Source organism: Leucobacter chinensis, from assembly GCF_019049105.1.
Taxonomy (GTDB): domain Bacteria; phylum Actinomycetota; class Actinomycetes; order Actinomycetales; family Microbacteriaceae; genus Leucobacter_A; species Leucobacter_A chinensis.
Genome location: NZ_JAHQZR010000001.1, coordinates 201937 through 217103 on the forward strand (window position 1 = coordinate 201937; position 15167 = coordinate 217103).

A 15167-nucleotide genomic window follows, 5' to 3' on the forward strand; every position below is an offset into this window, starting at 1 on the left:
GCTATAACATTGAGGCATGGGTGGTCTCACGTTTCAAAAGCTTGCCATTGTCTTGGTGATAGCACTCATCGTGCTCGGCCCAGAACGGTTGCCGTATTACGCGCAGAAGCTTGGCGAACTCGTAAAAACCATCAGGCGCATGACCGAGGGCGCCAAGGAGCGCGTGAAAGAAGAGATGGGTGACGAGTACGACGAGGTCGACTGGAAGCAGCTCGACCCGAGGCAGTACGACCCCCGCCGCATCATTCGTGATGCGCTCGATGAAGAAGAGCGTTCACCCGAGGCGAGACGTGCACGAGCGGTCGCCGCGTCGAGGGCGCGTAAGCGCCCGTCAGGTGAGGGCGTTGGCGAAGGAGCCGCCGCTGCAGGAGCGGCTGGTGCCTTGAGCGCCATGTACGGCAGTTCGCATGAGATCGCGAGCGACTTTAACTTCGACGACGAGGCGACCTAAACACTCAGCGGTAACGAACGGCCCGCGAGGCCTCCCGGCCTCGGGGCGATGCGTTCGGCGAGCTCAGCGATCGCGACGACGGCAGGGTCATCGAGCGGAGCGGGCTCACCCGAGTCGCCCGCCTCACGAAACGGGACGCTGAGCGGAACCTTGGCCAGGAGCTTCACCTCTGGCAGCGAGCCCTCGCGCTGGGAGGCGAGTTCGGTGAGCCGCTCGGCCACGGCTGATCCGCCGCCAGAACCGAACACCTCGAGTACTTGGCCGTCGGGTTGCGCGAGGCCAGACATCGTTTCGACGACACCGAGCAGGCGCTGACCGCTCTGCATCGCGAGAATGCCGCTTCGCACCGCGACGTCGGCCGCGGCGACCTGCGGTGTCGTGACAACGAGCACCTCTGACTGTGGAAGCAGCTGCCCGACGCTCAGGGCAACATCACCCGTGCCGGGTGGTAGGTCGAGCAGCAGGAAGTCGAGGTCGCCGAACCAGACGTCGCGCAAGAACTGCTCGAGCGTGCGGTGCAGCATGGGGCCTCGCCACGAGACCGCGGTTTCTCGTGGATCAGCGTCGCCCAAGAACATGCCGATCGAGATCGCCTTCACCCCGTGCCCGACCGGTGGAACCATAAGGTCGTCGATGCGGGTCGGCAGCTGCGTGACACCGTCTCGCGAGAGTCCGAGGAGCGCGGGAATCGAAAAGCCGAAAATGTCAGCGTCGATAATGCCGACCGAGTACCCACGGCGTTCGAGCGCAAACGCGAGATTGGCGGTCACACTTGACTTGCCGACGCCGCCCTTACCGCTCGTGACCGCGATGATGCGGGTGAGCGAGTCGGGGCCAAACTGGGGGTCGCGCTGCGCTGCCTTACCGCGCACCTTTTCAATGAACTCGGTTCGCTGTGCGGGCGTCATGACGCCGACGGTGAGGTCAATCTCTGAGACACCCTCGACCGACAGTGCGGCCTCGCGAGTATCGCGTTCGATCGAGCGTGCCGCGGGGCAACCGACGATCGTGAGCAGCAGCGTGATCACGGCGGTTTCGCCCTCGACCGTGGCCTGGGTGATCATGCCCAGATCGGTGATGGGCTTGCGAATCTCTGGGTCGATGACCCGAGAGAGAGCTTTCCACAGTGCAGTATTCATTGCCTCCATGGTACCGAAGTGCTCACCCGTTGCTCAGTGGATCATGAGAGAATTGCACTATGACGAACCTTTCGCCCATGTCGCGACGCCAAGCCATGATGACCCCGGTCATTCCGAAGGGCGAGATTATCTCGACCTACGACACGTACCAGAATGCCCAGCACGCGGTCGATACGCTCGCGCGCGCTGATTTTCCGGTCAACCAGGTGGCCATTGTCGGCGATGACATTCGCAGTGTGGAGCGGGTGACCGGCAAGGTGACCTGGGGCAGGGTCGCGCTTATGGGTGCGCTCTCGGGCATGTACCTCGGCCTCTTTCTCTCGCTCATTCTGCTCATCGTGCAGCCGGGGGCGCAGTTCGCCGGGATCTTCGTTTCGGCAATTGCGATCGGTGCCGGCTTCGGCATGCTGTTCGGTCTCTTTACCCACGGCATTAACCGCAACCGGCGCGACTTTGCGTCGGTCATGCAGCTCGTCGCGGGTCGCTACGATCTCGTGACCGAACCAGAGCTCGTGCACCAGGCGAGGCAGACGCTCATTAACGCGGCAAACGCTAAGTAGTCAGCAAAAAGCGCGCAGCGCCCTTGCCGGGCACTGCGCGCTTCCAAGGTTCGGGGTGCTTAGCGGTTGAGCCGCTGCACCCACGCCTCGACGTCGTCAGCGGTGCGGGGAATATGCGCCGAGAGGCTCTCGTGCCCCGTCTCGGTCACGACGATGTCGTCTTCGATGCGCACGCCGATGCCGCGAAACTCTTCGGGAACGGTGAGGTCTTCGGGCTGGAAGTACAGGCCGGGCTCGATCGTGAAGACCATGCCTGGCTCAAGTACGCCATCCATATACAGTTCGCGCTTCGCCTGTGCGCAGTCGTGCACGTCGAGCCCCAGGTGGTGGCTCGTGCCGTGCACCATGTAGCGGCGGTGGTACGGGGTCTCGTCGCCCTCTTCCTTCTCGGGTAAGAAGCCCCACTCGCGGGTCTTGCGCTCGATGACCGCCATTGCGGTGTCGTGTACCTCGTGGAAGGTGATGCCGGGGCGCACAATCGCGTGCGCAGCATCGGCGGCCTCGAGCACGGCCTCGTAGACCTTGCGCTGTACCGGGCTGAAGGTGCCTGAGATTGGCAGTGTACGCGTGATGTCTGCGGTGTACAGACTGTCGAGCTCGATGCCGGCGTCAAGCAGCAGCAGGTCGCCCTCGAGCACCGCTCCATTGTTCTTTTCCCAGTGCAGCGTGCAGGCGTGAGGGCCAGAGGCGGCGATGGTCTCGTAACCGACACCGTTGCCGTCGAGGCGAGCCTGCATGCCGAAGGCGCCCTCGACGACGCGTTCGCCACGGGGGTGCTGCGTGGCGCGGGGGAACGCCTCGATGACGGCGTTGAAGCCCTGCTCGGTCGCCATGACCGCCTCGCGCATCTGCTCAATCTCGTACTCGTCTTTCACGAGTCGCAGCTCAGAAACGGCACGGGAAAGCTCGGCGTTTGCGAGCGTGACGTCACCCGGTTCTGAAGCGAACTCTGCGAGCGAGCGGGTCTTCAGGCCGAGATCGCCGGCAACCTGTGCGAGACTCGGGCGCTTGCCGGTCCAGAACTCGCCGACGGTGGGGTTCGCGAAGAACTCATCGGTGTCTTTGCCAGCGCTCTCTGGAAAGAAGAGGGTTGCGTCGTGGCCCGACGCGTTCGGCTCGAGCACGAGAATCGAACCGGGAAGGGCGTCTGCGCCCCAACCGGTCAGGTGGCTGAACGCCGAGTGAGCACGAAAGATGTAAAAGGTATCGTTCGAGCGCTGCTTCGCGAGGCCAGCCTCGATGACGAGACGTTTGCCCAAGAACTGCTCGCTGAGGGCGCTGCGGCGCTGTGCTGCGTAGGGTGCCGCTGGCCTTGCCTCGGGAACCTCACGCGCATCATCGGCCCACTGTGAGCGAATGTACGTGGTGAAACGCTCGGTCGTCGGGGTGGTTGAACGGTTTTCGTTACTGATCTCTGCTGAGTGCGTGGTGGTTTTCGACATGACTCGATTATCTCACCGCAATCAGAGAAAGGGCGGAGTACCCCTGAACCTGTGCCATGATGGAGCAATGCGTTACGATCTGCACACACATTCAACCTGTTCAGACGGAACGACAACGCCCACCGAACTCGCCGAAGAGGCGCACGCGATTGGGCTCGCAGGTTTCTCACTCACCGACCACGACACGACCGAGGGGTGGATCGAAGCGCGCGAGGCAGCCCGAGCGCGAGGGCTTGATTTCTTGCCGGGCATGGAGCTCACGACGACTCACGGTTGGCGTTCGGCTCACCTGCTCGCGTACGGTTTTGACGTCGCCAATGCTGAGCTGCAGGGCCGGCTTGAGATGCTGCGTGAAGCACGGAGAGAGCGCGCCCACGAGATGGTGCGGCGGCTGCGAGCCGACTTTGATGCCGACTGGGACGCGCTACTCGACGGCGACTCGGCCGCTGGAGCTGCCGCCGCGACCGCGAGCCTCGGCCGCCCACACCTCGCCGACCTGCTGGTTGCTGGTGGGTACTTTCGCGACCGCTCGCACGCCTTCGAGACGGCACTTTCGCCTGGCGGCCCATATTACGTTCCGACTGAGACGCTCTCAACGGCAGCGGCGATCGAACTGGTGATCGCAGCCGGGGGAGTCCCGGTGCTCGCGCACCCGGCTGCCCAGCGTATGCGAAGCCCGTTCGCGGTCGAAGAGCTGGCCCCACTCGCGAGTCTCGGCCTCGCGGGTGTCGAAACAGAACACCCCGAGAACCGGCCCGAGTGGATCGCCCCGCTTCGTGCCGAGGCAGTTCGTCTCGGGCTCCTGACCACTGGCGCGAGTGACTACCACGGTGCGGGCAAACCGAACCGGCTGGGGCAGTGCACCTCGCCCGTAGAAACCGTCGAGCGCATTCGCGCCGCGGCGCACACAGAAGGGTAGAGCGGCCACGCTGTAGCAGCGGCCGCCCTACGCCAGAATGCTTACTCGCCTACCGTGGGAGCCGCTGCTGGCGAAGCAGCGGTTGCCGAAGCCTCGCCGGTAGCGGCTGCACCCTCGGTGGGCTTGCGGCGACGGCGGCGGTTACGCTTGCGTGGTGCGCGGGGCTCATCGGTGCCATCGGCGTTCGTTGCGGTCTCACCCGAGCCGGCCTTGGCAGCGTCGGGTGAGGCTGAGCCTGCTGCGGCAGCGGATGAACCCTGGCCCGATCCGCCTGAGCGATTACGGCGACGCTGCGATCCGCCGTCACGGCCGCCCTCGCGACCACCGTCGCGCTTGGGGCGTGGGGCTGGCGGGGTCTGCTTGAGACGGCCGCGCGATCCCTCGGGAATATTGAGGTCAGTAAAGAGGTGCGGAGACGATGAATAGGTCTCGACCGGCTCAGGCTTGTTGAAACTGAGTGCCTTGTCGATGAGCGCCCACTTGTGCAGGTCTTCCCAATCGACGAACGTGACGGCGATACCCGAGCGACCGGCGCGGCCGGTGCGGCCGACGCGGTGCAGGTACGTCTTCTCGTCGTCGGGAACGGTGTGGTTGATCACGTGCGACACATCATCAACGTCGATGCCACGGGCGGCAACGTCGGTCGCGATGAGAACGTCTTTCTTGCCGGCCTTGAACTGGGCCATCGAACGCTCTCGCTGGTCCTGGTTCATATCGCCGTGCACGGCCGCGGCCAAGAAGCCGCGATCGGTGAGCTCTTCGAGGAGCTTTGAGGCTGCGCGCTTGGTGCGCGTAAAGATGACGACCTTTTCGCGGCCCTCAGCCTGCAGGATGCGGCCAATGACCTCGTCTTTGTCGAGCGAGTGAGCACGGTAGATGATGTGCTCAATGTTGGCCTGTACTGCGCCCTCGTCGGGGTCCTGTGCACGAATGTGAATAGGCTTCGACATGAAGCGGCGGGCGAGGGTCACGATGGTATCGGGCATCGTCGCCGAGAAGAGCATCGTATGGCGAATCGCCGGGACCTTCGAGAAGAGCTTCTCAATGTCGGCGAGGAAGCCGAGGTCGAGCATCTTGTCTGCCTCGTCGAGCACCATCTCGGTGACGCCGGAGAGATCGAGCAAGCGCTGCTGGCTGAGGTCGAGCAGACGGCCGGGGGTGCCGACAACGATCTGTGCGCCGGCCTTCAACTGCTCGATCTGTCCCTCGTACGCTTTGCCGCCGTAAATGGGCACGACGTTGGTCGCACGGTTTTCGGTTGCGAGAACGAGGTCTTCGAAGACCTGCACCGCGAGCTCACGCGTGGGCACCACGATGAGTGCTTTAACTCCTGGCTCGGGGTCGAGGCCGAGGCGTTGCACGAGCGGAAGGCCGAACCCGAAGGTCTTGCCGGTGCCGGTCTTGGCCTGGCCGATGATGTCTTGGCCCTGGAGCGCCAGGGGAATGGTCTGTTCCTGAATCGGGAACGCGTCGATAATGCCTCGGTTTGCAAGGGCGTTCGCGATATCGCCGTCAATACCGAGTTCTACGAAAGTGGTCACAGGTTTCCTCATCTGTGTGGTGTTGTGGGCACGCACGGTGCCAAGTTGCAACGATGGTATAAGGCCTCAAAGGCGTGCAACATTCCAATAGTACCTGTATTCGTGGGTAAACTGGCTGAGTGATGGATTGGTTCAAGCGATTTCGCAAGCAAGCCGGGCCCGCGAGAAAACTCAAAACTCGCAGCGCTGCCGGGGGAACACTGCACGTCGAACTCGCCGAGTTCGCGCCCGCTGTCGTCCCGTTTCTCGGCCTTGTGTCGTACCTCAAGCTTGAGCTGTACACGCAATCTTCACGTGCGGTTGTTGCGGCCCCGTCGCTCGAGGCGAAGTCGGTTCTCGCCGAGGTAGCCGCCGAGGCACTCTCGAAACAGCAGCGCTTCACCGAGCAACTGCGCAAGCGCGGCGAAGATCCGCACGAAGCAATGGAACCTTTCGCGGGGCTCATCGACCGCTACCTCGAGCGCATTGCCGCTGACGATTGGCACGAGCACGTGCTCTCGGTGTACCTCGTATCTGGCCTCTTCGACGGCTTCTTTGCGAGCCTGGCCGGCGGTATCAAAGACGGCTTCACCGCCGAGGCCATCGAGATTCTTGCCGACAACACGGGCCGCGACCGTCTGCGCGAGCTACTCGCCGAGCAGATCGAAGAGATCCCGGGGCTCTCTGACCGCCTCGCGCTCTGGGGCAGGCGGCTCGTAGGCGACACGCTGCTCGTCGCACGCGGGGTGCTGGCGCTGAGCGAGCACCGTACGTTTAACGCTAATGAGATGGAGCCCGTGTTTACCGAGCTCATCGCCGACCACATTCGGCGAATGGACGGGCTAGGGCTCACCGCTTAGGCGGTACTACGACTTCAAACGCCGAAGGGGCCGTACGCACTCTATACGTACGGCCCCTTCGGCGTCTCTGAAGCGTTCGTGACTAGTTAACGAACCCTACGCGCCCGCTAGCCTTCGCGCCGATCTCGAGGTAAGCAATCGAGTCGGGATTCACGAGAATCTGTGAGCCTTTGGTGTCGGTGAAAGCTGCGAGAGCACCCTCACCGGCACGGGCCTTTTCGAGTGCTGAGAGAATCTCTTCTGCGCTCGAATCCGTTTCAAACGTGAGCTCACGTGGCGACTGGATAATGCCGATGCGAACGTCCAAGTGTTCCTCCAATGACTGGTTCTTCTGCTTCACCCCAGTCTAAGGTCTGTAACTGTGTCTTCGGTGGTGACCTTGTGCAAACTCACAGAGCTCAGCCGTAACAATAGATGAATGAGTGTTTGGGCATGGTCTGCAGAAATGGGCGTGGCGATTGGCGTCACCGTGTTTTTTCTTGCCCTCTTACCGCTGCTCGTCTGGCATTACCGGAGCTACGGCAGGCTGAGCGTCGGGCGAATGCTCGGCGCGGCCGCTATTAGCGTGTATGCGGCTGCGCTCTTCGCTTATACCCAGTTGCCTCTGCCTCCAGTGCGTTCACTCGACTGGTGCGCGGCTCACGGTGTGCATGAACTACAGTTGAGACCGTTTGCCTCGATCGAAACGATGGTCATGCGCGCTTCTGAGATCGGCTGGGGCCCCATGTTTGCCTCAACGCTTGGTCTGCAGGTCATCTTTAACGTGGTGCTGTTTGTACCCTTTGGTGTCATTGTGCGCGGCTATTTCAAACGGGGCTTCTTCGCTACCGTTGCGCTTGGCGCGTTGCTCTCGCTCGCGATTGAAGTCACCCAGGCCACCGGTATGTGGGGCATGTACCCGTGTGCGTACCGGCTTGGCGATGTCGACGACCTTATGACGAACACCCTGGGGGCGCTTCTCGGGGCGCTCATCGCACCGCTCGTACTCTTCTGGATGCCCTCTAAAGAGCAGCTGGTTGCAACGAGAAACGAGCCGCGGCCCGTCACCGGCTCACGCAGGGTGCTCGCTCTGTTTCTCAACTACACCCTCGTTTGGACCCTGAGCGGCGTATTGTCGTGGATCATCGGCATCACCTGGCGCCTGATCGATGGCAAGATTGACCTCGCGGCTTTCGCATGGGTACAGTTCTGGCTGCACGCGGCGGTTGTCGCGGTGGTACTGCTGATTCCTGCGATGCGCGGGCTTGGCTCGCTTGGCATGTCTATTGTGTGGATCGCTCCGCGCTGGTCTGGCCCGGGCAAGAAGCGCCACTCCGGCGCCTGGTGGCAGCGGCTCGCCCGCAGCGCGGTGCTCGCCGTGCCGCTCATCGCGTCTGAACTGCCCAACTGGCAGTTTGGTGGCGCGGTGTTCACCCTCATTGCAATCGCGACGCTCATCATGGTGCCATTCACGAAGACCCACCGTTCGCTGTCTGGCGTCCTGACCGGAGCCGAACTTGTTGACACGCGTGTCGGTGGTGCAAGCTAACCTACTGGCATGAGCGCAACCGAACACAGCATCTTGCAGGTGCAGCACCTTTCAGCGAAGCTGCACGCACGCGTCGTTGGTGCGCCGGGCAGCGGTAAAACGACGGCTCTCGTCGAGCGCGTGGTGTCATGGTTGCACGAGGGGGCCTTCACCCCCGAAGAGCTTCTCGTGCTCTCGCACCAGCGAGCCGACGCAGCCTCGCTGCGAGATCGTATTGAGGCGAAGCTTGATATTGCGAGCGTTGGCACGCTCGTACGCACGCCCGCATCGTTAGCGTTTCACCTCTGCAACGAGCAGCAACAACGCTTAGCGCTGCCCGCGTTTCAGCTCATGATGGGGTCGCGGCAAGACGAGATCTTGCGCGAGGCGGTTGATGCGGTGACAGAGGCTGCGGCCATGAACGATGCCGGCACCGAAGCGCTAGCTGCCGAGTCGAGCGGTATTTCGTTCGACATGGTGCAGAGCACCGCGATGCGAACCGAGCTTCGTGACCTGTGGCGAGTGCTTGATGACTTCTCAATGAGCGCTACTGAGCTCGAAACCTTTGCGCTTGGCGTGCTCGCTGAACCAGGGCACGGCGAGTTTGTGCACGAGCTTGCGAGACGGTGGCGCTTTCTCGCTCTCTTACTTGCCCGAGCCGAGCGCATCGCCGTGAGCGAGTACCCAGAAGAGCGCTCTGCGAGTGCGATGATGCGAGATGCCGTTGCACTGCTCGGCCAGCAAACGCTCAGCGACACATCACTCTCCGTGCCCAAGCTGGTGCTCGTTGACGATGCGGCCGACCTCAGCGAGGGCGCTCTCGCGCTGCTCGCGGCCCTCGCGAACTGCGGCACCAGAATCTGGGTATTCGGTGACCCCGATACCGCCACTGCGGCGTTTGCTGGTGAGCCGACCAGAGTACTCGCGCACCTGCATCGTGAGCTTGAACGCCGTGGTGCCCATGAGAGTGCGCTTCGTGGCGAAGAACAGGTACTCATTCTCAGCGAGGTCTTTCGGCACAACGAGCAGCTGCGGGGGTTTGTGCGCGGCATCACCGAGCGCATCGGCGCAGCGGGCGGTTGGCAGCAGCGTGCTGCGGTGAGTGAGGCTGCCCACGAAAGCAGCGTCGAGTGCGCGACCGCGAGCACGTTCTCTGAACAGGCCGGGGTTATCGCTTACCGCCTCAGGCATCGGTATCTCGGGCTTGACCCCGCAAAACCGCCGATCGCTTGGCATGACATGGCCGTGATTTGCCGTTCCAGCGAGCAGGCGAACCAGCTCGCGAGCACCCTTGAATCGTTGCAAGTTCCCACCTCGCTCACTTCCGGTGGCATGGTCATTGGCCATGTGTTGCTCGTGCGTCATACGCTTCGGGTGCTGCAAGACGCGCTCGGCTTCGTGCCGTTGGGCGGGGGTGAACTGCAGGGGCTTTTGCTCGGGCCGATCGGGGGCCTCGATCCACTCGCAATACGACGACTTGATCACGCTGTTCTTCTGGCTGAGCGGCGAGATGCCTTTGTGAGCGAACGGGAGCCTCGAACGCTCGCCGAGGTTTACTCGGCACTTATCGAATCGCCTGACGATATTCCCGACCTCGCAGAGGGCCGAGCGCTGAGAAGGCTCTCGAGGGTGATTCGCTCAGCGCGCACTGTTCGTGAGGCGGGGGGAACGCCTCGTGAGGCGCTCTGGGCGCTGTGGGAATCGACTGGGCTGCAGGCTTCGCTCTCAGCACGGGCGCTCGAGGGCAGCGGCATGGCCTCGGCACAGGCGCATCACCAGCTCGATGCGATGATGGAGCTCTTTTTTGCTTTTGAACGCCACGAAGAGCTTGCGAGCGATGTGCCTATGAACGAGGTTATTGATGAGCTGTTGATGAGCGATGTGCCGCAAGACAGCTTGGCGCGGCGCAGTGTTCGTTCGGCGGTGACGGTGACAACGCCGCAGGGTGCCTCGAGCCAGGAGTTCGAAATCGTCTGTATCGCAGGGCCTCAGGAAGGCATCTGGCCGAATATGCGTTCACGTGACTCGCTCGTTGGGGCACAGGCACTACAGACTCTTCTACGCGGTGAGGCGCCGCAGCCGTTCAACCGCAGTCACATGCTGCACGAAGAATTGAGACTCTTTGCAAGCGCTTGCTCACGGCCCAGACGCGAGCTTCTCATTATCGCTCGCGAAGACGACGACGAGTTTCCGAGCCAGTTCTTTCACCTTGGAAGGCCGTACCTGACGAGTGGTTTGCCAGCGGTCACACTCACGCTCAGAGGGTACACCGCACACCTGCGGCGCAGTCTCACGGGTGCTCTCGCGCTGGCCGAACACGAGACAGCCGATACGTCAAACGGTGACGCTTCTCACGAATCGAATAGCGCCGAAGGGCAACAACGCATTGCTCCTGAAACAGCAGCGACCGTGCTCGCCTACCTTGCTCGCGAGGGAGTTCCTGGTGCATCACCTGATGACTGGTACGGCATTGCTACACCTTCGACCGAGCGGCCACTCGTTGATCTGAGCGACCCAGAGGCGCATGTATCGGTGAGTCCGTCACGTATCGAGACGGCAGAGACATGCCCCCTGAACTGGTTCATTTCGGTGTTTGCGCCAGGGCCGAGTAACACGAGCGCCGAACTCGGCACACTCGTGCACCACGCCTTTGAAACGATGACTGAAGCGAGCGAACTTGAGCTCCGTCGCATCATCGATGCCGAGTGGAACCACCTAACATTTGATGCCCCGTGGCAAGAAGCGTTGTTTCGTGAGAATGCCTACCGAATGGTGACGGGCCTCGTTGACTATCTGCGTGATGCCTCTGCAAAGGGCATGGATCTCGTCGCGAGTGAGGCAGGCTTCTCACTCATGATCGGGCAAGCGAAACTTGGTGGTCTTGCTGACCGCATTGAACATATTCCCGGAGCCGACGGGCAGAACCTGCCGAGAATCGTTGACCTCAAAACCGGTGCTTCATTTCCGTCACAAGCCGAGGCCGAGAATAATGCGCAGTTGCTCTCGTACCAAATGGGCCTGGTCGAAGCCGAGTTTCGTTTGCCTGACGCTCCGGTCGATGCCGAAGGCGAACCAACGACCGTGAGCTTTGGAAGCAGCGGCGGGGCCGCGTTACTCTTCGTGCATCCCAAAGCGACGACGCAGAAACAGGCCTACCGGCTCGTCGATCAGCCGGCGCTCACCCCTGAGAAACGGGCAGCTTTCGAACAGCGTGTACAACAGGTCGCCGATATTATGGCCGCCGGCAGTTTCGAAGCAAGGGTCGAGCATCACTGCACTGACCCACACCAGTTCGGGGCCTGTGGCCTCCACATTATTCCGGCGGTGAGTTACGAATGACCCCCCTTTTTGATGCTGAAACCATTGCCCGCATCCTTACTGATCCAGGCAAAGAAGCGCTCATTCCCACAGATGAGCAGCGCACGGTAATCGAAAGCCCCATGAACGGTTCGACGCTCGTGATTGCCGGAGCAGGGAGCGGAAAAACCGAGACGATCGCCAACCGGGTCGTGTGGCTCGTTGCCAACGGTCTCGTTGCGCCGAGCGAGGTGCTCGGCCTCACGTTTACGAGAAAAGCCGCTGGTGAACTCGCCGAACGCATGCGTGGTCGACTCATGCTCTTCGCTGAACGAGCGATGCTGGCAGAGCTCACCGAGCCACAGCGGCAACGGGCTGCCGAACTCAGCGAAACGCTCACGACCACACTTGACCTGCCCGAAGTGTCGACCTATAACGCCTTTGCCTCGTCACTCGTGCAAGAATTTGGCAGCGCGCAAGGCATCGGCGGCCAGCTCATCGACGAGTCGGTTGCATGGGGCATTGCGCGAGAGATCGTGACGGGCTCTCGCCACGAAGGCATCTCAGCGCTGGGCATGAGCGTGAACCGTCTCACCGAACTCACGCTTTCGCTGGCTCATGAAATATCTGACCACCTTTCAACATACGCTGCTGCCCGCGAAGCACTGGTGAGCTTCGCCGATGTCCCTCAGCTGCCTTACGACGAGAAGGCTCTTGCTCGCGGTGAACGTGGCGAGAAGGTCTACGCGGCGATTGCTTCCCAGGCCGAAGCCTTTGAGCACACGAGCACCATCGTCGATCTCGCCGAGGCCTACAGCTTAGAAAAGCGGGAGCGTGGGGTGCTTGAGTTCTCTGATCAGGTGGCTCTTGCGCTCGAGGCGTTGTCGAAAACGCCACAGGCAGTGACTGTCTTACGCCACAGGCACCGAGTGGTGCTGCTCGATGAAGTACAAGACACCTCGGTTGCACAGACCCGACTGTTGACGCATATTTTTGCGGGGCAGCATGTCATGGCCGTTGGCGATCCGCACCAATCAATTTATGGCTGGCGCGGCGCCTCGACCGAGAGCCTGTCGAGGTTTCACGAGGCCTTCTCGCCCAGTGCTACAGCCGCTCAACGAACGCTCACGCTCTCGACGAGTTGGCGTAACTCACTGGCTGTGCTCGAAGCCGCCAATAGGGCGGCCCTTCCACTTCGAATGAGCGCGCAGGTTCCCGTGCCGGTTTTGCAAGCACGGCCTGGCGCGACGCAAGGCACGCTCGAAGTGGCATATGAAGAAACCCTCGATGAAGAGGCCAGCCGGGTTGCCCAGTGGTTGTTGGACGAGCGGGTGAAACACTCGAGAGCGCACGCTTCAGAGCCGCCGACCGCCGCGGTTATCTTTCGCAAGCGCAAAGACATGCCGCTCTTTGCCGAGGCGCTTCGCGAACGGGGCATTCCATCCCGAATCGTAGGCATCGGGGGCCTCCTTGAGACACCAGAAGTGAGCGACCTTGTCGCGACGCTGCGTTGCGTCTGGTATGCCGATGCCTCGAGCGAACTCGTGCGGCTTCTTTGTGGTCCCAGATTTGCAATTGGGCCCGCAGATATTGCAGGCCTCCGTGACGCTGCACGGTGGTTTGCGGGGCGTGACTTCGCGCAGCAGCGCATCGTTGATACCGACTACGCGCGAAGTGCTCTTGAGAGTCTTGATCGCGAGGTTTCACTGGTCGACGCGCTTGATATGCTTCATCGTTTACCGCCCACGCACGCGAGCGTTCGCACGATAAGTGAGACGGGCTTTGAACGAATGCGCGAGGCAGCCGAGATGCTTCGCGACTTGAGGAGCCTGATCGCTGGCGATGTTATCGATCTCATCCGGGCGGCAATCGAAACCTTGCGACTTGATATCGAGCTGGAGGCGAACGAACGCTTCTCTGCGGCGACAAGTGCCACCGCGCGAGAGAATCTGCACTCACTCATCGAAGCAGTGCGAGGGTTTCTGCAGGTTTCTCCGGATCGGTCTCTGCAAGCGGTGCTCGAGTGGCTTGAATTCTCAGAACGTGAAGATGCTCTTCCTGCCTTCATTCCCGCGCCCGAGCCTGGCACGGTACAGCTCATCACCGTGCACTCGTCGAAGGGCTTGGAATGGGACCTCGTTGCGGTGCCCAGGCAATCCGCCACGGAGTTTCCCAGCAAGCCACGCAGTTCGAAGGGCGAGCTCGCGGTGGGCGTGATCCCTGATCGCTGTCGTGGAGACGCCCGTTCGAGACCAATCGGGCTCTGGGCCGAAGCTGAGACGCAAAAAGAGGCCCGCGAGGCGATGGCCCAGTATCAACGGGAACAAGCCGCCGCGTTTGCCGAAGAAGAGTTACGGCTCATTTACGTCGCCTACACCAGGGCCAAAAAGGCACTGCTGCTCAGTGGCTGCTTCTGGAGCGGCCGAAAGACGAGCCTTGAACCCTCCGAGCCGCTCAAGGCCCTCACCGCACAGTACGAGGGGATGTACGCAGACGCTCCATCATCGACGGAAGAAGGGCTTGGCTCGGCGATTATTGACGAGCTTCCAGACGAGAGCAAGCATGAAGAAGCGCCAGAACACCGTGCGCCTCGAACGCTCACCTGGCCGCTCGATGCTCTGGGTACCCGCCACGATCGGGTACACCGCGCAGCAGCCATGGTGCGTGATGCAGAGGCGACCGCTCAGCCGGATGCGCAGACCGAGCTCTTGCTCGCTGAAGCGGCAGAGGGGGCCGCGGCCGCAAGCACTAATAGCATGTTTGCGCGAATTAACGCCTCTGGGTTTCACGACTTCATTCATGACCCCGAAGCCGCACAAGCCCGGGCCCTGCGCCCCGTGCCTCAGCGCCCGTACCGGCGAACCCGCATCGGCAACCTGTTTCACGACTGGGTTGAACGAAGAACGACGACGCCTCTGGGCACCTCCCTTGAACTCGCGCTCGAAGAGAACGATGACACCGTCAGCGACACCGAGCGTCAAGAACTCGACCGGCTCATCACCACGTTCGAAGCATCGAGGTGGGCAACCAAGCAGCCCATTGCCGTCGAGCAGCAGATCACCTTTCCGTTCGCTGGGCGTCGCGCGGTGTGCAAGCTCGACGCAGTCTATGCGAATGACGGGCGCATTGAGATCGTTGACTGGAAAACGGGGCGCACCCCGGGAAACGATGAGGAGACCGCGCAGCGTCTCTTGCAACTTGATCTTTACCGCGTTGCCTATGCTCTGCACACCGAAACACCGCTTGAAGACATCGACGTTTCACTGTTCTATGTCGACGCAGACGTTGAAATACGCAGCGAAACACCCCGGGAGAAAGAAGAACTTGAAGCGCTCTGGCTGCGCGCGTACGAAACGATCTCGGGCTAACGCTTGTTCACTGGTGGCCGGGGAAGAAGGGAAGGAAGCACGCAGCTTTGGTTACGTTCGGCTCAGAAGGCAGCCGTCATAACCGGTAGCCGTCTAAACCGGCA

The 15167-nt window shown here is 61.8% G+C and carries 11 protein-coding genes; 7 read left to right on the forward strand and 4 right to left on the reverse strand.

The annotated features are described in order from the left end of the window. The first annotated feature begins 16 nt into the window (after nucleotides 1–16). Nucleotides 17–451, forward strand: coding sequence for a twin-arginine translocase TatA/TatE family subunit (locus KTJ78_RS01005; protein ID WP_217131859.1), 435 nt, complete (start codon nucleotides 17–19; stop codon nucleotides 449–451). On the opposite strand, the gene KTJ78_RS01010 is transcribed toward KTJ78_RS01005, so the two are convergent. Next, a complete protein-coding gene (locus tag KTJ78_RS01010; RefSeq protein WP_369807915.1) occupies nucleotides 448–1599 on the reverse strand; it encodes a P-loop NTPase in 1152 nt (383 codons plus the stop codon). The two genes, KTJ78_RS01005 and KTJ78_RS01010, sit on opposite strands and share 4 nt — an antisense overlap. Nucleotides 1600–1649: 50 nt before the next feature. On the opposite strand from KTJ78_RS01010, the gene KTJ78_RS01015 reads away from it, so the two are divergent. Continuing rightward, nucleotides 1650–2150, forward strand: coding sequence for a YflT domain-containing protein (locus tag KTJ78_RS01015; RefSeq protein WP_254259229.1), 501 nt, complete (start codon nucleotides 1650–1652; stop codon nucleotides 2148–2150). A gap of 59 nt (nucleotides 2151–2209) precedes the next feature. On the opposite strand, the gene KTJ78_RS01020 is transcribed toward KTJ78_RS01015, so the two are convergent. After that, entirely contained in the window at nucleotides 2210–3592 is a 1383-nt protein-coding gene (locus KTJ78_RS01020) for an aminopeptidase P family protein (RefSeq protein ID WP_217131861.1), read from the reverse strand. A gap of 67 nt (nucleotides 3593–3659) precedes the next feature. On the opposite strand from KTJ78_RS01020, the gene KTJ78_RS01025 reads away from it, so the two are divergent. After that, nucleotides 3660–4511, forward strand: a complete 852-nt coding sequence (locus KTJ78_RS01025; protein WP_217131862.1) for a PHP domain-containing protein — start codon at nucleotides 3660–3662, stop codon at nucleotides 4509–4511. Nucleotides 4512–4552: 41 nt separating this feature from the next. Here KTJ78_RS01025 and KTJ78_RS01030 read toward each other — a convergent pair whose 3' ends face one another. Next, the gene (locus KTJ78_RS01030; RefSeq protein ID WP_217131863.1) at nucleotides 4553–6052 is read right to left on the reverse strand and encodes a DEAD/DEAH box helicase; all 1500 of its coding nucleotides are present in this window, start codon (nucleotides 6050–6052) and stop codon (nucleotides 4553–4555) included. Nucleotides 6053–6174: 122 nt separating this feature from the next. On the opposite strand from KTJ78_RS01030, the gene KTJ78_RS01035 reads away from it, so the two are divergent. After that, a complete protein-coding gene (locus KTJ78_RS01035; RefSeq protein ID WP_254259230.1) occupies nucleotides 6175–6891 on the forward strand; it encodes a ferritin-like fold-containing protein in 717 nt (238 codons plus the stop codon). 82 nt (nucleotides 6892–6973) lie between these two features. On the opposite strand, the gene KTJ78_RS01040 is transcribed toward KTJ78_RS01035, so the two are convergent. Then, nucleotides 6974–7198 (reverse strand): DUF3107 domain-containing protein, encoded by a 225-nt coding sequence (locus KTJ78_RS01040; RefSeq protein WP_217131865.1) that lies wholly within the window; start codon nucleotides 7196–7198, stop codon nucleotides 6974–6976. A gap of 111 nt (nucleotides 7199–7309) precedes the next feature. On the opposite strand from KTJ78_RS01040, the gene KTJ78_RS01045 reads away from it, so the two are divergent. From KTJ78_RS01045 to KTJ78_RS01055, 3 genes are read left to right on the forward strand one after another with little or no spacing between them, the layout of a single operon-like run. Beyond that, nucleotides 7310–8419 carry a VanZ family protein gene (locus KTJ78_RS01045; protein WP_217131868.1) on the forward strand — a complete coding sequence of 370 codons (1110 nt, stop codon included), beginning with the start codon at nucleotides 7310–7312 and terminating at the stop codon, nucleotides 8417–8419. A gap of 9 nt (nucleotides 8420–8428) precedes the next feature. Continuing rightward, nucleotides 8429–11737: a UrvD/REP family ATP-dependent DNA helicase gene (locus KTJ78_RS01050; protein ID WP_217131869.1), complete on the forward strand. Its 3309-nt coding sequence runs from the start codon at nucleotides 8429–8431 to the stop codon at nucleotides 11735–11737. Further along, nucleotides 11734–15063: an ATP-dependent helicase gene (locus KTJ78_RS01055; protein WP_217131872.1), complete on the forward strand. Its 3330-nt coding sequence runs from the start codon at nucleotides 11734–11736 to the stop codon at nucleotides 15061–15063. The genes KTJ78_RS01050 and KTJ78_RS01055 overlap by 4 nt, the downstream gene beginning before the upstream one ends. Nucleotides 15064–15167: the final 104 nt, after the last annotated feature.